Raw genomic sequence first — 18,299 nt, forward strand, 5'->3', positions numbered from 1 at the left:
GACCGGCGAGTAGGGTCGCTGGGGTCATGGGTGTCCTGCTGATCACGTTGCTCGGGTTCGCGGTGCTCGACGCACTCGATGTGTTGCTGGTGGCGATCACCACCGCGGTGGTCGCTGACAGCCGGTTGACGCGGCGCTCACCGGTGGTGAGTGGGCTGAGTTTCCTCGGTGGCGTGTTCGTGGTGTCGGTGGCGTTCGGGGTGGTCACCGTGCTCGGGATCGATTTCCTGGTCCGGCTGTTCGATTTTCAGCTCACCCCGTTGCAGCGGTACTGGGGTGAGCTGCTGATCGGTGTGGTGCTGCTGGTGGTGGCCGCGTTGCCGATGGACACGACGATGCGCGGGAGTGGGCGGTGGGTCCAGCCGGTGCGCCGGTATCCATGGCTGCTCGGCGTGTTCGGATTCACCCTCGGGTTGGCGAAGGTGCCGACCTCGGTGCCGTATCTGGCAGCCCTGGCGCTGCTGTCGGCGCAGCGGCCGCTGCCGGTGGTGTGGCCGTTGATCGTGGCCGGGTACTGCGCGATCGCGCTGCTGGTCCCGCTGCTGGTACTGGCCTTGGCCACCCGCCGCACCCCACGCGCCCGCAAGGTGTACCGGGTGCTGGTGCGCGGCGTGATCAGGTTCGGCCCGCCGGTGGTGCGGGTGCTGTTCGTGGTGTTCGGCGTGATCTTGGTGGTCGACGCTCTGGTCCACGCGAGCCAGCTGTGGTAGACGGTCTCGGCCTGCCCTCGACTCCGGACTGACCGGAGGGCACGACGAAGGGGTGCCCGCAGAGAGGGAAGAGTCGAGGTTACCGGGCCGAGACCCGCGGCGCCAGCCGCCATACAACAGCCACTCAGGTTCGCGTCAGGTCGATCGAGTACGGTCATAACGAATCGATGACAGCTCCGGCCGTAGTGAGCGGGGCGTAACCAGGTGAGCAGGGAGGGCGACCCTTGAGGGTTACCGTTGTTGTGCCGACCTACAACGAGCGGGAGAATCTGCCGGTGGCGGTGGAGCGGCTGACGGCGCTGCCGGTCCCCGACCTGCACGTGCTGGTGGTGGACGACAACTCACCCGACGGCACGGGCGAGGTGGCCGACAAGCTGGCCGCCGAGCTGCCGAACGTGGTGAGTGTGCTGCATCGCACCGAGAAGGACGGCCTCGGCCGCGCCTATATCGCGGGCATCACCAAGGCGCTCGACGACGGCGCCGACGTGGTGATTCAGATGGACGCCGACCTCTCGCATCCGGCCGAGGTGATCCCGGCCATGCTGGAGCAGCTGAGCTCCGCCGATGTGGGCGTCGTTCTCGGTTCCCGCTATGTGCCGGGCGGCTCGACCGCCGAGGAGTGGAAGTGGTACCGCAAGGCCCTCTCGGCCTGGGCCAATTTCTACGTGAATCTGATCCTGCGCCTCGGTGTCAAGGACGCTACCGCCGGTTTCAAGGCGTGGCAGGCCGACACCTTGCGCGCGATCGACGTGGCCTCGATCCGCAGCAACGGCTACTCGTTCCAGGTCGAGATGAACTACCGCGCGATCAAGAAGGGCTACACGATCGCGGAGGTGCCGATCCGGTTCGAGGAGCGCACTGTGGGCGCGTCGAAGATGAGCCTGAAGGTGCAGCTGGAATCGGCGCTGATGCCGTGGAAGCTGCTGTTCGGCCGCTCGGTCTAGCGCACGACAGACGATGGACCCCACCGCCAGGTGGGGTCCATCGTTGTATACGGGGGTCAACGGGCACTGATGGAGCGCCGCACCCCTTCCAGCGCGATCACCAGCACCGGCACCAGCACCACGTGCATCAGCGACAGCGCGACGGTGGAGGCGGTGTCGAAGTCGGCGGACACGGTCATGGCGATGGTGCCCAGCGACAGCAGCGAGCCGACGACCGCGCCCACCCGCAACACCCCGGTCCACAGGTAGGACACCAGCACGGCGACGGTCATCCCGACCAGCAGCGGTACGGCCGACATCAGGATCACCCCGCCCGGCGCGACATCGCTGACGACGCCTGCGTTGGTCATGGTGAACGAGCCACCCGCGAGCTCGCCGATGCCCCAGACGATCAGATTCAGCACGACGGCCGCGACGACGGCGCCGATGACCGCGACCGGCCTGGTCAGCGCGGGCAGGGCGGGGACGGTGCGGGTTGTTGCGGTTGCGGTGGTCATGATGTGCTCCCTCATTCGGTGGTGAGACCATCATCAAACCTAAACAATTGTTTAGGTCAAGCCCTGCTGTCGAATTCGTCGCGCGCGGCGATGAGATGCCGGTCACAGGCCGCTCGCCGAGCCGGTACGACACCGGGTCGTAGGATGGTTCGGTGCGTTCACCGTCGGATCACACCGCGCGCCTACGCGGCGCGGCGGTGGGTGCCGCATCGGGTGCGGTCGCCGTGCTCGCGCACGGCCTCGGTGGCGCGACCGGCGCTCCGTCCGGTTCCTCGCTGACCCTGCTGCTCGCCGCCTGCGCCCTGATCGGCGTGGTGGCCGCCGCCCTGCCACGCGGGATCACCCCGCTGTCCACGATGGTGGTGCTCGCGGTCGGTCAGCTCGTCGGCCACAGCGCGCTCTCCCTCGGCCACGCCCAGCATCACCACGTGGCCTCGGTCGCCATGCTGCTCGCGCACCTGGTGGCGATCCCGGTCGGCGCGCTCGCCATCCGGGCCGCCGAGGTGGGGGTGCGGCGAGCGATCACCAGTGTGCGCGGGCTGGTATGGGTGCTCGGTGCCGCTCCGGCGCCCGAGGTCCGGCTCGGTTCGGCGCCACGCACCGACGAGCGCGCGATCCTGCGCGGGCTGTACCGGCGATCCGGGATCGTGGTGCGTGGTCCGCCCATCGCGGACCACACCGCACTTCATCCCGTACCGGCCTAGTTCCGGTCGGACGTACGCCGACGCAGGGCGAGTTCACGCCGGGTCGAGACGTCGCGCACGGTCTTGTCCGGCCGTTGCCGACACCCGCCCGGCATCCCGCCTCCGGGTACGCCGACCCGGCAACCAGATGCGGCCGCCGCACCGGTGGTCGGCACCGCGAACCGGTCCGGGCGTCACTCATCCCGATGATCGGAGCTCCACGATGTTCCCCCGTGCCAACGCGCCGTCCGCCCGTGCTGTCCGCCGTCTCGGCGGGGCGGTCGCCCTTTCCCTGCTCACCGTCTTCGCCTCCGCCTGCGCGGAGTCCGACCCGGCGCCCACCGCGTCCGCCGACCAGGTCACCATGAGCGACCAGTGGATCAAGGCCGCCGACTCCGGCATGTCGGCCGCCTTCGGCAACCTGAAGAACTCCGGGGACACCCCGGTGACCTTGATCTCGGCCACCAGCCCCGCCTCCGACCGGGTCGAGATCCACGAGGTCGTGCCAGACAGCGAAGGCGTGAAGTCCATGCGCCCCAAAGCCGGTGGTATCACGATTCCCGCCAAGGGCGAGGCCGTCCTGAAGCCGGGCGGCGAGCACCTGATGTTCATGGATCTGACCGAGCCGCTGCGCACCGGCGGGGAGACCACGCTCACGCTCACCTTCGCCGACGGCTCGAGCACCGTCGTCACCGCGCAGGTGCGTGACTTCGCCGGTGGCAAGGAGAACTACGTGCCGGGCACCGAGAACCCCTCGCACGGTGGCTGATTCGCGGTACCGGCTGTCCCGGCGCAGCTTGCTCGGCGGTGGCGCCGCGGTAGCGGGCGTCGCCGGCGCGGCCGGACTCGGCTGGGGCGCCGCCGGTCTCACCGACGATGCGCGGGACCGGGACGAGGCGCTCGACGTCGTCCCGTTCTACGGCGCGCACCAGGCCGGCATCGAACAGGACCCGCCGGGGCACGTGGCCTTCGCCGGGTTCGATCTGGTGCCCGGCGCCGACCGGGACGACGTGATCGGCCTGCTCCGGATCTGGACCGACGACGCGGTGCGGCTAACCCAGGGCGTGCCGGCGCTCGCCGACACCGAACCGGAGCTGGCCGCCCGTCCGGCCCGGCTCACGGTCACCGTCGGTTTCGGGCCGGAACTGTTCACCGTCGCCGGGCTCACGCAGCGGCGGCCGTCGTGGTTGCGCCAGCTCCCGCCGTTCGCCATCGACCGGCTCGAGCCCGCCTACACCGGCGCCGACCTGGTGCTCCAGGTGTGCGCGGACGAGGCGACGACGGTCGCGCACGCGGTGCGGGTGCTGTGCAAGCACGTGAAATCGCTGGTGACGGTGCGCTGGGTGCAACGCGGGTTCCGGGACGCGCCCAAGGGCCAGACCATGCGCAATCTCATGGGTCAGGTCGACGGCACGGTCAACATCGCCCCCGGCACGCTCGATTTCGATCGGCTGGTCTGGGACGACGGCGCGGCCGTGCCGTGGCTGGCCGGTGGCACCTCGCTGGTGCTGCGGCGCATCGCCATGGACCTCGACACCTGGGACGAGCTGGACGAGGACGGCAGGGAGCTGACCGTCGGCAGGCGGGTCGGCAACGGCGCCCCGCTCACCGGGACCGCCGAACACGACGAACCGGACCTGGCCGCGGTCGACCGCAACGGCATTCCGGTCATCCCGCCGTCGTCACATGTCGCGCGGGCCAGGCACACGCACGACGGGGAACGTTTCCTGCGCCGCGGCTTCAACTACGACGAGATGCCGGCGCCAGGGCAGGTGTCGAACTCGGGGTTGCTGTTCGTGGCGTATCAGCGCGACGTCGACACCCAGTTCCTGCCGGTGCAGCGGCGACTGGCGGAATTCGACGCGCTCAACGAGTGGACGACGCCGATCGGATCGGCCGTGTTCGCCATCCCGCCCGGCGTGCCGGGGCCGGGGCACTACCTCGGACAACAGCTGTTCGAGAGCTGAACGGTCCGGCCGGGCGCATGGCCCGGCCGGGCTCAGGCCGTCGGCCAGTTCAGCAGGGTGTCCTCGAACAGCCGCCGTACCTGTTCCACCCGGTCGTCCAGGTCGGCCGGGTCCCAGCCGGAGACGTCGATGGGCGCGAGCACCGCGACGTCGACTACGCCGGAGCGCGCGATCGGCGAGTCCCGCCAGGCGATCTCGCCCGCGTTGCGGATCACCACCGGGATCACCGGCACCCCGGCCTGGATGGCGATATGGAACGCGCCCTTCTTGAACGGGCCGACGCCAGGGGTGAACGAGCGGGTGCCCTCCGGGGCGACCGCGATCGACAGCCCACCGCGCAGCGTGGAAACCACCGGGGCCAGTGCGGCTTTGGCGCGCTCGGTGTCGGACCGGTCGATGAAGGTGACACCCGCGAAGCGCATGAGCGGCCCGAACAGCGGGTTCTTCGCGAGTTCCCGCTTGCCGATGCCGGTCACCGCGCCGCCGAGCACCTTGGGCACGATGATCACGTCGAACTGGCTCTGGTGATTGAACAGGAACACCGCGGGCCGAGGCGATCCGGCGTATTCGGCGCCGACGACCCGCAGGCGCACCCGGAGGGCCGCGAGGGTCGCGGTGGTGGCGTCGTGCATGAGCGCGTCGGCCATCGGCTGCCGCGCCCTGGTGTAGGACTTGCGCACGACACCGGTGCAGGCGCCGACCACCAGCGCGGCGAAACCGAGGACGGTGCGCAGGTAGTCGACGGGGCGCGGCGCGCGGCGCGGGCGGAAAGTGAGACTGGGCCAGCCGCGTTCGGTCGCGATCTCGGCCAGGTCCGGGTCGGGGTCGACGACGGTCGGGATCTCGGCCAGGTCGAGCAGCGCCAGGTCGGTCGAGCTGTCGGCGTAGACGTAGCCGACCTGTGCGTCGGCGGCCGCGGCGAATTCGGTGACAGCCTCGGCCTTTCCGGCCCGCCAGAGTGGATCGCCTTCGGTGCGGCCGGTGAGCACGCCGTCATCCTCGGCGAGCCGGGTGCACAGCACATGCTCGATCCCGAGCCGCGCTGCCGCCGGTGCCACCTGGAAGCGGGTGAGTTCGCTGACCAGTACCACCGTGTGCCCGGCGCGCTGATGTTCGCGCACCAGCTGCCATGCCTCGGGGAACAGGCGGCCGTAGATTTCGCCACGGAAGGCCTTGCGGCCCAGTTCTTCCAGCTCCGCGACGGTCGAACCGGCCCAGGTGCGTTCGACGGCTTGCAGGAAGCGCCCGTAATCGCCGTCGGTACCGCCGCGTCGGATGCCGCCGAGCAGAGTCGCCAGCGGTGCTTCGTGCCGACGGAACATCCTGTGCGCCAGGCTTCGTCGCGGCAGTCCGTCGACGATCGTGCCGCCGAAGTCGAAGACGGCGGCGACCTGGGCGCCCTGCGGGCCGGTGCGAATCGCGGCGACCGCGTCGGCGAGGCCGCCCATCAGAGCACGGTCCGGTTGGACGGATCGAGACTGGCCGCCCTGGCGATCCGCTCCCCGATATCGCGCAGCTGCTCGGCGAATTCCTGACGCCGCGCCGTGAGCTCGTCCTCCGCTCCGGCGGCGGCCGGGGCGACGAGCCCGTGGTTGTCGGCGAGTTTCCACGCGCTGGTGAACAATTCGGTCGAGACCGACTCGGCACTGTGTAGTCGCTGCTGCAACAGCATCTGTTTGCCGACGGCCACGCACTCGTCGATGAACTCCGTGCGATCTATCGCCGCGTCGGCTGGGCGGGCGGCCAGCCGCTCGGCGACAACGAGTTGCGCGTCGAAGAACGATCGCAGCACCCGATGCGCCATCACGAAGCCGGAATCGGTGAGGGCGCCGAGGAATTGGCGGTCGAGCCGGTCGTCGGGGGTGTTCTCGTCCCATTCGGGCACGATGACGCGCACCTCGTCGATGATCTGCTCGGCGAACTCCGTGCGCTCGGGGAAGAAGAATTCGAACTTGAGCATGTCACGCAGTGCGAAGGCGGCCTGCCAGGCCGAGCGCAGCGGGTCATCGCCGGGTGCCTCGACCGCGGTGAGCGCGGCCAGTTCCAGAATGGCGCGGTTGACGAACCAGTGCACCGCGCTGTTGCGGTAGAACGCCGCTTCCAGATGCGCCCCGGATTCGATCGCGTACACCGGTTCCAGGCCGCCGCGGTACACCGTCACCACCCCGGCCAGCGCGAGCTGCTCCAGCACCACCCGCAGGCCCTGATCGTCGCGCAGTGCCGACAGCTCACCGCTCGGCAGGCCGCGCTTGTCGATGTAGCCGAGCACCGGATCGACCACGGTGCGCACCTGACCGAGCGTCAGCGCTCGCTCGTGCACGCCGAGCAGAGCCAGGGTGACCAGCGCGTTCACCGTGATCGGGGTGACCGCGTTGATCCCGACGGCAACATCGAAGGCCAACCGCTGTACGGCCTTGCGCTCGGTCTCGGCGAGCGCGGATTCGTCGGGGACGCTGGCGGCGCCGGTGCCGGTGTCACGCAGCGGGATGGTGAGTGGGCGCGCGTCGAGCGGATCGCCGTGCGCGCTGAGCCGTTCGCGCGCCGAGAGCGGTTCGCCGAAGCGCACATACACCCGGCCCGCCGAATGCTGCTGGCTGCGCACGTATCTGGCCAGCCAGCCGATGCCCTCCGGCTTCTTGGTACCGCCGGACTGCTCGCTCGCGATCGCGCCGAGCTCGTTGAGCCGTTCGTAGGTGATCGAGACCGGCACCAGCATCACATCCTCGACCCGCCGCGATCGGACCGCGGCGGCGAGGTAGTTCAGCAAGCCGTAGCGAGGTGGGCGCAACTTGCCGGTGCGGGTGCGTCCGCCCTCGAAATACCACTCCATATTGAAGCGCTTGGCGAGCAGGTAGGCGAAGTACTCCTCGACGACGGCCTTGTAGATCTCGTCGTCACCGAAGCTGCGCCGGATGAACACCGTGCCGGTGCGCCGGGCGATCGGGCCCATCGGCCAGAAGTTGAGATTGGCTCCGCCGATCACGTGGTTGGGCGGGAAGTCGTTGCGCGCCAGCACGTCACCGAGTACGAACGCGTCCACATAGGAACGGTGCGATGGCAGGAACACCAGCGGGTACTTGCGATTGAGTTTGCGCAGCGCGTCGAGTCCGGGCAGATCGGTGTCGACCTTCCAGGTCGAGGCGTGCACCGGGCGCATGGCCTGGGTGAACAGGTCGGAGACCAGCCTGCTCTGCGCGGCGACCAGCTCGCGCAGTGCCTTCTCGGCATTGCGGTACACCTGCGCCGGTTCGCCGCCGGTCTCCTCGGCGATGTAGTCGAGCTTGCGCTGGAATTCGGGGGAGTCGAGGATCTCCTCGGCCACCAGCTGGGGCACCTTGTACCGATCCCCGATGACGGTGCGTTCGGCCCGCTCGAGCGCCACCACCGCCGCGCGCACCACCGCGCGCGCGAACGGTTCGCCCGAGCCGGCGCGCAGCAGGGCCGCCGCCTCGGGGTTGTTCGCGCGCAGCTCGCTGAGCCGGGCGGGCGCGCCGACCAGCACCCGGTGCCGGTCGGGTTCGGTGCGCAGCAGTCTGCGCTGGACCAGCCGGTTGGGTTTGCGCGGATTGGTGAGCATGGCCAGATCGGCGAAGGTGACCCGGCGCACGCCGTCGCGTTCCGGTGGCAGCCACAGCACCCGGACCGGGACCACCAGCGGATCGTCGTGCCTGCCGACCAGCCGTTTGCTGATCGCCTTGGCGTCCAGGTCGAGCTGGGTCACCGGGGCCTGCGAACCGATCTCGCCTGCGAGACCGCCGTCGGCGATCCAGGTGCCGATCAATTCCCGTTCGACGCCGGAAGCCGCGTCGACAAGGGCGACCACCGAGTCGGCCAGTGGCCCCTGTCGCGGGCCGCGCCGCCCACCGATGTCGATCATCCCTCCATTCAAGCGCCAGTTCCGTCTCGGCGCACCGAACTTCGGCTACGGCGCGTTCCCCTACGTGGACGGGTGGCGAAGAATACCCACTATGGAGGCGGATAGTCGCCGAGGTAATGCTAACCTAACCTGCGTTGGTTAGGTCTGCTTCACCTTGGAGGATCGTTGTCGTCGACGGAACAGCCCGTTCGGGTGGAGTTTGTGACCGACCCGGCGGCGGCGATGTCCCGCCTGGCGGCGGCCGATCGCTTCGGGGAATACGTGATGTACGAACGCCCAGGTGAATGGGTGTTCGCCGCCGATCCGCTCGGCACCGTCGAACTCGACGCGGGCGAGCTGCGGACCGTATGGAACGGCAAGACCACCGCGCGCGCGTGGACCGGCAGCCCCGCCGAGGTCGTCGACGCCGCGCTGGCCGAGCTGCCGCACGGCGGCCGCGACGCCTACGGTTGGATCGGGTTCGAATTCTGCGCCTACGCGCTGGCCGCGACCGGCTACCTGAACCAGCGGACCCCGCTCGCGCATCTGATGATCCCGCGGATCGAGGTCCGCATCGACGCCGCCGGTGTGCGGATCGAGGGCGCTACCCCGGCGGAGGCGCGCGATATCGCCGAGCTGATCGCCGCGTCACAGGGCAGTGACCTGCCTGTCGCGCACCCGGTCGACGTGCGGCCCGATCCCACCGGCTACCAGCAGCGGGTCGCCGCGGCGGTGGCCGAGATCCGCGCGGGCGAATATCAGAAGGTGATTCTGTCGCGCAAGGTCGAGCTGCCGTTCGCGGTCGACGTGCCAGCCACCTACCGGCTCGGCCGGGCGGCCAACACCCCGGCCCGCTCGTTCCTGCTCCGCCTCGGCGGGCTGGAAGCCGCCGGATTCAGCCCGGAACTGGTGGCCTCGGTCGACGACGCGCGCGTGGTCACCACCGAACCGCTCGCCGGAACGAGGGCCTTCGGGCTCGGTGCCGATCTCGACGACGCCGCCCGCGCGGAGCTGCTCGCCGACCCGAAGGAGATCGTCGAGCACGCCATCTCGGTGCAGACCTCCTTCGCCGAGATCGCCCAGGTGGCGCAGCCCGGCACGACCGCCGTCTCCGACTTCATGGCGGTGCGCGAGCGCGGCAGCGTGCAGCACCTGGCCTCCACCGTGCGCGGAGTGCTCGCCGCCGAGTACACCAGCTGGGACGCGCTCGAGGTGCTGTTCCCCTCGGTGACCGCCTCCGGTATCCCCAAGCAGGCGGGCGTCGACTCCATCTTCCGCAACGATCACGACCCGCGCGGACTGTATTCCGGTGCGGTCGTGTGTGTCTCGCCGACCAGCGCACTGGAAGCGACGCTCGTGCTGCGGGCGATCTACCAGACCGGTGCGGGCGCGTGGTTACGCGCCGGAGCCGGTGTCGTCGGGCAGTCGCGGCCGGAACGGGAGTTCGAGGAGACCTGCGAGAAACTCGGCAGCGTCGCCCCTTACGTCGTAAAGGCTTGACCGCCTCTCCGCGTACTTTGGCCGGACTCGGGAGCGGGGGGAGGACCGCGCTGGCGGCAAGACTCAGGTAGGTGGGCGGGTCAGCCCGTACCCGGTGAGTTACCCATGTGCCGGCGAGATCAGTGGGTCAGCGAAAATCGGCTAGTCAGCTGAAGGTTGCGCGGAGGGCCTTCTTGTCGATCTTGCCCACGGCGGTGATCGGGAGTGTATCCGCTCGGCGGACCAGGTCGGGCAGTTTGTAGGTGGCCAGGCCGCGGGCGGTGAGGAAGGTCTTCAGTTCGGCGAGGGTGGGGAGTTCGCCGGTGACGACCAGGACTACGCAGGCCTTCTCGCCGAGGGCGGCGTCGGGGAGGCCGACCGCGGCCGCGTGCCGGACCGCGGGGTGGGCCAGCAGGTGCTCCTCGAGTTCGTCGCAGGAGATGTTCTCGCCGCCGCGGTTGATCACGTCCTTGATCCGGCCGCTCACCACCAGATGCCCGCTTGGCAGCTGTCGCACCAGGTCACCGCTGCGGTAGAAGCCGTCGGGGGTGAAGGCGCGCGCGTTGTGTTCGGGCGCACGGTAATACCCGCGCAGCGTGTAGGGGCCGCGGGTGAGCAGTTCGCCCTCCTCGCCCTGCGCAACGGCGTTGCCGTCGGCGTCGACGATACGGAGTTCGTCGGCGGGGGACAGCGGCCTGCCCTGGGTGGTGCACACCAGTTCGGCGTCGTCGTCGAGGCGGGTGAAGTTGAGCAGGCCCTCGGCCATGCCGAACACCTGCTGGAGCCGGCAGCGCAGCGCGGGCTCGACCTCGCGGGCATTGACCTCGGCCAGGCGGGCGCCGCCCACCTGGAGCAGGCGCAGCGAGCTCAGGTCGGCGTCCTCCCATTCCACCGCGGCGCTCCACAGCTGGGCCAGCGGCGGGACCACGGCGGTGACGGTCACGCCGTACCGCTCGATCGCGGCGAAGGCCGACTCCGGGCTGGGGTCGAGGGTGAACGCGATCGCGCCGCCGGTGGCGACGGTGCCGAGGATGCCGGGGCAGGCGAGGGGGAAGTTGTGCGCGGCGGGCAGGGTCGCCAGGTAGACGTCGGCGGGGGAGAGCCCGCACACCTCGGCGCTGGCGGTGGCGTTGTAGGCGTAGTCGTCGTGTGTGCGGGCGATCAGCTTGGGCAGGCCGGTGGTGCCGCCGGAGACCAGCATGAGCGCGATGTCGGCCGGGTCGATCGCGGGCAGGGAATCGCCGTCGCGCGGCACCGAGGTCAGCGCGGTGAACTCGCCGGGGTCACCGGCGACCAGCACGTGGCGCAGGCTCGGGACCTTCGCCCGCACCGTCGCGGCCAGTTCGCGGTAGTCGAAATCGGCGAGCCGGTCGGGGATCAGGTAGGCCACGGCCCCGGCGAGCGTGGCGAGGTGCTCGATCTCGGCGCGGCGGTGCGCGGGCAGGGTGAGGACCGGGATGATCCCGGCGCGCAGCAGGCCGAACAAAGCGGTGGCGAATTCGGGGATGTTGGGTAGCTGCACGATCACCCGGTCGCCGGGCGCGATGCCGAGGGCGAGCAGGCCCGCGGCCATCCGGTCGGCCGCGGCGTCGAGTTCGGCATAGGTCTGAACGGTGTCGGCGAGAACCGCGGGGCGGTCGGGCTGGGCGCTCGCGGTGTCGCGGAGGAGATCGCCAAGGGTGCGCCCGGCCCAGTAGCCCGCGGTGCGGTACGCCGCGGCGGCGGTGTCGGGGAAGGGGACGTAACCCGCGCGGTGGTCTGCGGCCGATGTCGACGTCACGAACTGCCTCACTGTGCTCCGGCGGCTGCCGCCGCGTTCCCGGCCGCTGACGGCCGCCTTCCGCCCCTCCGGTCCCGGCGCGTTCCGCTGGAGGCCATGGGCGCCGACATGGAAAGGTTAGGCAACCCTATCTCAATGGAGTAGGCTGCCGCCGGGCAGTACCGAGAATCCGTCCGTTCCAGGGCGGCGAGCAAGGAGTTGATCGGCAGATGACAGCACCCGCAGGCGGCGCCGGGATCGATCGTGCCGAGATCCGGGCCGCGATCGCCCGCCAGCTCGACCTCGACGCCGACACGATCACCGACGCCACCGACCTCATCCAGCTCGGCCTCGACTCCATCCGCACCATGAAGCTCGCAGGCGCCTGGCGCAAACGCGGCATCGGCGTGAACTTCGCCCTGCTCGCCGCCCACCCCACCGTCGACGCCTGGCACGCCCTGCTCAACGGCGCCGACCCGGACGAGTTGAGCGCGGTTGCCGATGGCGATCAGGGTGCGAACGCGGGTGATCCGGCGACTGGCGCCCCTGCTGCCGGATCCGCGGCGGGCGCCTCGGTGGCGGGTGGCTCTGCTGCCGGCTTGCCAGGGACCGCCGCGTCCGCCGCACCGGGCACGGTCCCGACCGCCGGCGATTCGGTCGCTGACCACCTTGTAGCAGAAGGGGATTCGGGTTCCGTCCCCGACAACGGCACCCCGTTCGCGCTGGCGCCGATGCAGCACGCGTACTGGATCGGGCGGTCCGAATCGCAGGAGCTCGGTGGGGTGGCCGCGCACCTGTATGTCGAGTTCGACGGTGCCGGGGTGGACCCGGAGCGGCTGGAGCGGGCGGTCGAGCAGTTGCTGGCGCGCCATCCGATGCTGCGGACCAGGTTCCTGCCCGACGGCACCCAGCAGACCCTCGATCGGCCCGGCCGGGCGGTGTTCAGCGTGGTCGACCTGCGCGCGGAGACCCCGGCGGCCGCCGAGCGGCGGCTCACGGAGCTGCGGGACGCGCGCACCCACCAGAAGCTGGCCGTGCACGACGGCCAGGTGATCGATATCGTGCTCACCCGCCTGGCCGACGGCCGCACCCGCCTGCACCTCGATGTCGACATGCTCGCCGCCGACGCCATGAGCTACCGCATCCTCGTCACCGACCTGGCCCGGCTCTACCACGGTGAGCAGCTGCCGCCGCAGGACTACACCTTCCGGCAGTACCTCGCCGAGCACGGGTCCGGTGCCGAACCCGCGTCCGGTTCCGACGCCGTCGCCACGAAGGCGGCTGAACGCGCGCGGGACCGCGCCTGGTGGCAGGCCCGCCTGCCCGAACTACCTGGCGCGCCGGAACTGCCACAGTCACAGCACATCTCGGACCCGAGCCGGACCGTTCGGTTGCACCGCTGGCTGGCGCCGGAGGCCAAGGCGCAGGTGTTCGCGGCGGCACACGCCCGCGGCATCACCCCGGCCATGGCGCTGGCCTCGGTGTTCGCCGAGACCATCGGCGGCTGGTCGGCGCAGCGCCGGTTCCTGCTGAATCTGCCGCTGTTCCATCGCGAACCGGTGCACCCGCAGGTCGACGGTGTGGTCGGCGACTTCACCTCCTCGGTGCTGCTCGAGGTCGACGTCACCGAGCCCGCGACCGTCGCCGACCGGGCCCGCACCCTCCAGCAACGGCTGCACGAAGCGGGCGCGCACTCGTCCTATTCGGGCCTGGAGGTCCTCCGCGACCTCGGCCGCCACCGTGGCGAACCGGTGCTGGCCCCCATCGTCTACACCAGCGCGCTCAACCTGGGCGAACTGTTCGCCGACACCGTCACCGAGACCTTCGGGGATCCGGTCTGGATCATCTCGCAGGGCCCGCAGGTGCTGCTCGACGCGCAGCTCACCGAGGTGCGCGGTGGCCTGCTGCTGAACTGGGACATCCGCGAATCCGCCTTCCCCGCTGGCATGGTCGAGGCCATGTTCGCCCGCTACATCGAGGCGATCGAACGCCTCGGCGGGCACACCTCGAACCCGCCAGAAACCGGCGCCACGCCCACCGTCACCTCGTCGACGGGCGCGCACGGTGGTGCAGGCTGGCAGGCCGAGGCCGGGGTGCGTATCCCGGTGGAGCAGGCCGCGACCAGGGCACGGGTCAACGCCACCGACCGGCCGCGCAGCGGTGCTCTCCTGCATTCGGGGTTCTTCGTGAACGCGGCGACGAATCCCGCCGCGCCCGCGGTGCTCTGGGATTCGGCCGGTCAGCTGACCTACGGTGAGCTGGCGGCCGATGCCCTCGCCGTCGCCGGCGCGCTGCGCGAAGCCGGTGTGACGCCGGGTGATTCGGTGGCCGTGCAGCTGCCGAAGGGGCCGGACCAGGTGGTCGCCGTGCTCGGTGTGCTGGCGGCGGGCGCGGTGTACGTGCCGATCGGATTCGACCAGCCGGTGGCCAGGCGGGCCGAGATCCTGCGGACGGCGGACGCGGTCGCGGTGCTCACCGTCGGTGGTGCGCGGATCGACGAGGCGCGCGCGATCGACCTCGCCGAAGCGCGGGCGCACCGGGAACCCTTGGCACGGCCGGTCTTCGGCGATCAGGAGACCATCGCCTACGTGCTGTTCACCTCCGGTTCCACCGGCAAGCCCAAGGGCGTCGAGGTGCCGCACCGGGCCGCGATGAACACCATCGACGACCTCAACGAACGCTTCGCCCTCGGCCCCGACGACCGCGCACTCGCGCTGTCGGCGCTGGAATTCGACCTGTCGGTCTACGACATCTTCGGTCTGCTCACCGCGGGCGGCGCGGTGGTCGCCGTCGACGACACCGAGCGCGCCGACCCCGGCACCTGGGCCGACCTGATCCGCCGCCACCGGGTTTCGCTGCTCAACTGCGTGCCGAGCCTGCTCGACATGCTGTTGACCGCCGCGGCGGGCGAACCGCTGCCGTCGCTGCGCACCGTGATCCTCGGCGGTGACTGGGTCGACACCGGGCTGCCGGGCAGGCTGGCCGCGGTCGCGCCGCGGTGCCGGTTCGCCGGTCTCGGCGGTGCCACCGAGACCGCGATCCACTCCACCATCTGCGAGGTCGTCGGTGCCGAGGTGCCCGCGCAGTGGAGCGCGGTGCCCTACGGTACGCCGCTGCGCAATGTGCGCTGCCGCGTCGTCGGGCCCGCGGGCACCGACTGCCCCGACTGGGTCACCGGTGAGCTGTGGATCGGTGGGGACGGCGTCGCGGCAGGCTACCGCGGCGACCCGGAACGCACCGCCGACCGGTTCGTCACCCACGAAGGCCTGCGCTGGTACCGCACCGGCGACTTGGCCCGCTACCTGCCCGACGGTGGCCTGGAATTCCTCGGCCGCGCCGATCACCAGGTGAAGATCCGTGGTTATCGGGTGGAACTCGGCGAGGTGGAAAGTGCCTTGCGCGCGGTCCCCGGTATCCGGCACGCGGTGGCCGCCGTGGTCGGCTCGGCGGCGCCGAAGCTGGTGGCCGCGGTGGTGCCGGCTCCTGACACCACCATCGATGTCGATACCGTCCTGTCCGCGTCCGCCGAACTGGTACCCGGCTACATGGTCCCGGCCCGGCTGGAGGTGCTCGCCGAAATGCCGCTCACCTCGAATGCCAAGCCGGATCGCAAGGCCGTGCGCGCCGTGCTCGAAAAAGGTGAGACCGCAGCGGAATTCGTCGCGCCACGGACCGACCTGGAACGGGCGCTCGCCGCGGTGATCGGTGAGGTGCTCGCGGCCGAGCGGATCGGTGTCACCGACGACTTCTTCGCCCTAGGTGGGGATTCCGTGCTCGCTACCACGGCGGTCGCGCGCGTCCGAGAATGGCTCGACGCACCCGACACCGTGGTGGCCGATCTGTTCACCGCCCGCACCGTGGCCGGGCTGGCTGCCCGAATGCTGGAGCGGGAGAACGAATCCGGCGGCAGCGGCAGGCTCGACGCGGTCGCGACGATGTATCTCGAGGTGGCCGCGATGAGCGATGCGGAGATCCTGGCCCAGCCGTGATCGTCGATTCGCGCTTTTCGCAGGTCGAAGTAAGATTTCGCCAGTGAGTAAGTGGACTGCCGCGGATCTGCCCGACCAGACCGGCCGCACGATCGTCGTCACCGGAGCCAACAGCGGACTCGGCGCCGCCACCGCGCGGGCGCTGTCCGCGGCGGGCGCCAGGGTGATCCTGGCCTGCCGGGACACCGTCAAGGCGGAGCGGGTCGCGGCAGGCCTGCCCGGCCCCGCCGAGGTGCGCGAACTCGATCTGGCGAACCTGAACTCGGTCCACGCCTTCACCGACGCCGTCGAGCGCGTCGACGTGCTGATCAACAATGCCGGGGTGATGGCGCTGCCGCTGCGCCGCACCGCCGATGGCTTCGAAATGCAGTTCGGCACAAATCATCTCGGCCATTTCGCGCTGACAAACCTGCTGCTCGACCGGATCGCCGACCGGGTGGTGACAGTGGCCAGCCTGGCGCATCACATCGGCCGGATCGACCTGGACGATCCCAACTGGGAGCGCCGCCGCTACGACCGCTGGCTCGCCTACGGCCAGTCCAAGCTCGCCAACCTCATGTTCGCCTACGAGCTGCAGCGCAGGCTGGCCGGTGAGGGTTCGGCGGTGGTGTCGGTGGCCGCGCATCCCGGTTACGCCGCCACCGAACTCATGTCGCACACCGAATCGGTGCGCGACGCGGTCATGGCGCTCGGCAATCGGCTGTTCGCGCAGAGCGCCGAGCAGGGCGCGCTACCCACGCTGTACGCCGCCACCGCCGATATCGTGCCCGGCGCCTACTACGGCCCCGACGGGCCGCTCGGCCTGCGCGGATACCCGGTGCGCTGCGGGAGCAGCGGCGCGTCGAAGGATCGCGAGGTCGCCGCCGAGCTCTGGGAGTTCTCCGAGAAGATGTGCGGGCTGATCTGAACGGTGTGACCGGCGACACTCTCGCCTGACGTCACACCAGGGGGTGGCTGCTTCGTCGTCTCAGTGAACCCACCGACGAAGGAGCTCAGCATGGAACAGCGTTTCAACCTCTACGGCAACCCGGTCGCCGCCAGCTTCGTCAAGCGAATGACGATGGCGAGCAAGGTGATCGACGATTCCCCGCTCGACAAGGCCACCTACGAGCTGGTGAAGCTGCGTGCCTCGCAGATCAACGGCTGTGGTTTCTGCACCGATATGCACAGCAAGGACGCGGCCGCCGCAGGCGAATCCGCGGTGCGCCTGAACCTGGTCGCGGCCTGGCACGAGGCCACCGTCTTCACCGATGCCGAGCGGGCCGCGCTCGCCCTCACCGAGGAGGCGACCCGCGTCGCCGACGGCGGCAAGGTGTCCGACGACACCTGGGAGCAGGTCCGCAAGCACTACGACGACGACCAGATCGCGGCCCTGATCGCCGCCGTCGCGATGATCAACGCCTGGAACCGGCTCAATGCCATCGCCCGCACCCCCGCGGGCAGCTACGTGCCTGGCCAGTTCCATTGAGCACCGGCCTGGTCGGCTGATCACCAGGCGATGCCGCGAACATTCCGCGAGCGGGATTGCGCGCCATCGCCTGGTGATCTTGTATCAGGCGGTCGGGCGGGCGAAATGATGCGCGTGTTCGGCGGCCCACTGGGTGAAGGTGCGTGCTGGGCGGCCGAGGAGGGTCTCGACGGTCGGGTCAACGGTGTAGGACTCGGGGCTCGATTCGGCGTACCAGCCGATCACGTACTCCGCGTCGGCCTGGGACACCCCGGTCGCCAGCAGCCGGTCGACGGCCTGCTGGTGGGTGATCCTGGCGAATTCGATCGGCCTGCCCGCGGCCTCGGCCAGGATCGCGATGCGCTCCCGCGTGGTGAGTGCGGCGGGGCCGGTCAGGTTGTAGGCCCGCTCGACCGGGCCGACCCCGCCACCCCACACCACGGTGATGCGCCGCACGCCCGCGGCGACCGCCCGGTCGATCAGTTCCGGCCCGACCTCGGCGAGTCCGGCGGTCACCGTCACATGCAGCCGGTCTACCCCCGGCCAGGCGTCGTCGAGCGTCGACGGCGCGGTGTGGGTTCCGGTGACCAGGTCCACCTCGGGGCCGAGCAGCGCGCGCGCCGCTGCGGCATCGCGGGTGAGGGCCTCGACCTTCTCGCCGCGCCGGACGAGTTCGCGCACCACGTGGCGGCCGGTATTGCCGGTCGCGCCCGTAACCAGTGTTGTCACAGTCGATTTCCTTTCCTCGACTGCCGACGCTAAGACCTCGACTAAGGTAGAGGTCAAGCCGTCTGCCTCGTGCGCTCGAGTGTGACGGTGCGCACTCCCGGCGAACGTGGCTCGCCGGGCGCCGAACGGCCGGTGGTACAGTCCTCAGCATGCAGCGCGCGTATTTCTGGTTTAGCAAGCCGGCCCTGGGTGGGCCGGTCTGCGACGCTGCGCGCTGACCTCTTCCACCCCGAGCCGGA

General features: G+C 70.3%; 14 protein-coding genes. 9 read left to right on the top strand and 5 right to left on the bottom strand.

Annotated elements, in window-relative coordinates; all coding sequences use genetic code 11:
- The first annotated feature begins 26 nt into the window (after positions 1–26).
- Positions 27–710 carry a GAP family protein gene (locus ACFOW8_RS06375; RefSeq protein ID WP_378546798.1) on the top strand — a complete coding sequence of 228 codons (684 nt, stop codon included), beginning with the start codon at positions 27–29 and terminating at the stop codon, positions 708–710.
- Between the two features lie 224 nt (positions 711–934).
- Positions 935–1,654, top strand: coding sequence for a polyprenol monophosphomannose synthase (locus ACFOW8_RS06380; RefSeq protein ID WP_378546800.1), 720 nt, complete (start codon positions 935–937; stop codon positions 1,652–1,654).
- Between the two features lie 56 nt (positions 1,655–1,710).
- Here ACFOW8_RS06380 and ACFOW8_RS06385 read toward each other — a convergent pair whose 3' ends face one another.
- Positions 1,711–2,151, bottom strand: a complete 441-nt coding sequence (locus ACFOW8_RS06385; RefSeq protein WP_378546803.1) for a DUF6069 family protein — start codon at positions 2,149–2,151, stop codon at positions 1,711–1,713.
- A 152-nt stretch (positions 2,152–2,303) separates the two neighbouring features.
- On the opposite strand from ACFOW8_RS06385, the gene ACFOW8_RS06390 reads away from it, so the two are divergent.
- From ACFOW8_RS06390 to ACFOW8_RS06400, 3 genes are all read left to right on the top strand, one after another.
- Entirely contained in the window at positions 2,304–2,855 is a 552-nt protein-coding gene (locus ACFOW8_RS06390) for a hypothetical protein (protein ID WP_378546806.1), read from the top strand.
- Positions 2,856–3,057: 202 nt separating this feature from the next.
- Positions 3,058–3,603 carry a copper chaperone PCu(A)C gene (locus ACFOW8_RS06395; protein ID WP_378546808.1) on the top strand — a complete coding sequence of 182 codons (546 nt, stop codon included), beginning with the start codon at positions 3,058–3,060 and terminating at the stop codon, positions 3,601–3,603.
- On the top strand, positions 3,596–4,801 hold the full coding sequence (locus tag ACFOW8_RS06400; protein WP_378546811.1) for a Dyp-type peroxidase: 1,206 nt from the start codon (positions 3,596–3,598) through the stop codon (positions 4,799–4,801). Before ACFOW8_RS06395 ends, ACFOW8_RS06400 begins: the two co-directional genes overlap by 8 nt.
- A gap of 32 nt (positions 4,802–4,833) precedes the next feature.
- Here ACFOW8_RS06400 and ACFOW8_RS06405 read toward each other — a convergent pair whose 3' ends face one another.
- On the bottom strand, positions 4,834–6,249 hold the full coding sequence (locus tag ACFOW8_RS06405; RefSeq protein ID WP_378546814.1) for an HAD-IB family hydrolase: 1,416 nt from the start codon (positions 6,247–6,249) through the stop codon (positions 4,834–4,836).
- Positions 6,249–8,678: a glycerol-3-phosphate 1-O-acyltransferase gene (locus ACFOW8_RS06410; protein WP_378546817.1), complete on the bottom strand. Its 2,430-nt coding sequence runs from the start codon at positions 8,676–8,678 to the stop codon at positions 6,249–6,251. Before ACFOW8_RS06410 ends, ACFOW8_RS06405 begins: the two co-directional genes overlap by 1 nt.
- Positions 8,679–8,870: 192 nt before the next feature.
- Between ACFOW8_RS06410 and ACFOW8_RS06415 the strand changes: the two genes are divergently transcribed.
- The gene (locus tag ACFOW8_RS06415; RefSeq protein WP_378546820.1) at positions 8,871–10,157 is read left to right on the top strand and encodes a salicylate synthase; all 1,287 of its coding nucleotides are present in this window, start codon (positions 8,871–8,873) and stop codon (positions 10,155–10,157) included.
- Positions 10,158–10,302: 145 nt separating this feature from the next.
- On the opposite strand, the gene ACFOW8_RS06420 is transcribed toward ACFOW8_RS06415, so the two are convergent.
- Positions 10,303–11,916: a (2,3-dihydroxybenzoyl)adenylate synthase gene (locus ACFOW8_RS06420; protein ID WP_378546823.1), complete on the bottom strand. Its 1,614-nt coding sequence runs from the start codon at positions 11,914–11,916 to the stop codon at positions 10,303–10,305.
- A gap of 209 nt (positions 11,917–12,125) precedes the next feature.
- Here ACFOW8_RS06420 and ACFOW8_RS06425 point away from each other — a divergent pair, with 209 nt between their 5' ends.
- From ACFOW8_RS06425 to ACFOW8_RS06435, 3 genes are all read left to right on the top strand, one after another.
- Entirely contained in the window at positions 12,126–15,884 is a 3,759-nt protein-coding gene (locus ACFOW8_RS06425; protein WP_378546826.1) for a non-ribosomal peptide synthetase, read from the top strand.
- Positions 15,885–15,927: 43 nt separating this feature from the next.
- The gene (locus ACFOW8_RS06430; RefSeq protein ID WP_378546829.1) at positions 15,928–16,791 is read left to right on the top strand and encodes an oxidoreductase; all 864 of its coding nucleotides are present in this window, start codon (positions 15,928–15,930) and stop codon (positions 16,789–16,791) included.
- Between the two features lie 90 nt (positions 16,792–16,881).
- Positions 16,882–17,352 carry a carboxymuconolactone decarboxylase family protein gene (locus ACFOW8_RS06435; RefSeq protein WP_378546832.1) on the top strand — a complete coding sequence of 157 codons (471 nt, stop codon included), beginning with the start codon at positions 16,882–16,884 and terminating at the stop codon, positions 17,350–17,352.
- A gap of 84 nt (positions 17,353–17,436) precedes the next feature.
- On the opposite strand, the gene ACFOW8_RS06440 is transcribed toward ACFOW8_RS06435, so the two are convergent.
- Positions 17,437–18,060, bottom strand: a complete 624-nt coding sequence (locus ACFOW8_RS06440) for an NAD(P)H-binding protein (protein ID WP_378546835.1) — start codon at positions 18,058–18,060, stop codon at positions 17,437–17,439.
- Positions 18,061–18,299 lie beyond the last annotated feature (239 nt).

This window comes from Nocardia rhizosphaerae (assembly GCF_042650365.1).
In the GTDB taxonomy this organism is placed as follows: domain Bacteria; phylum Actinomycetota; class Actinomycetes; order Mycobacteriales; family Mycobacteriaceae; genus Nocardia; species Nocardia rhizosphaerae.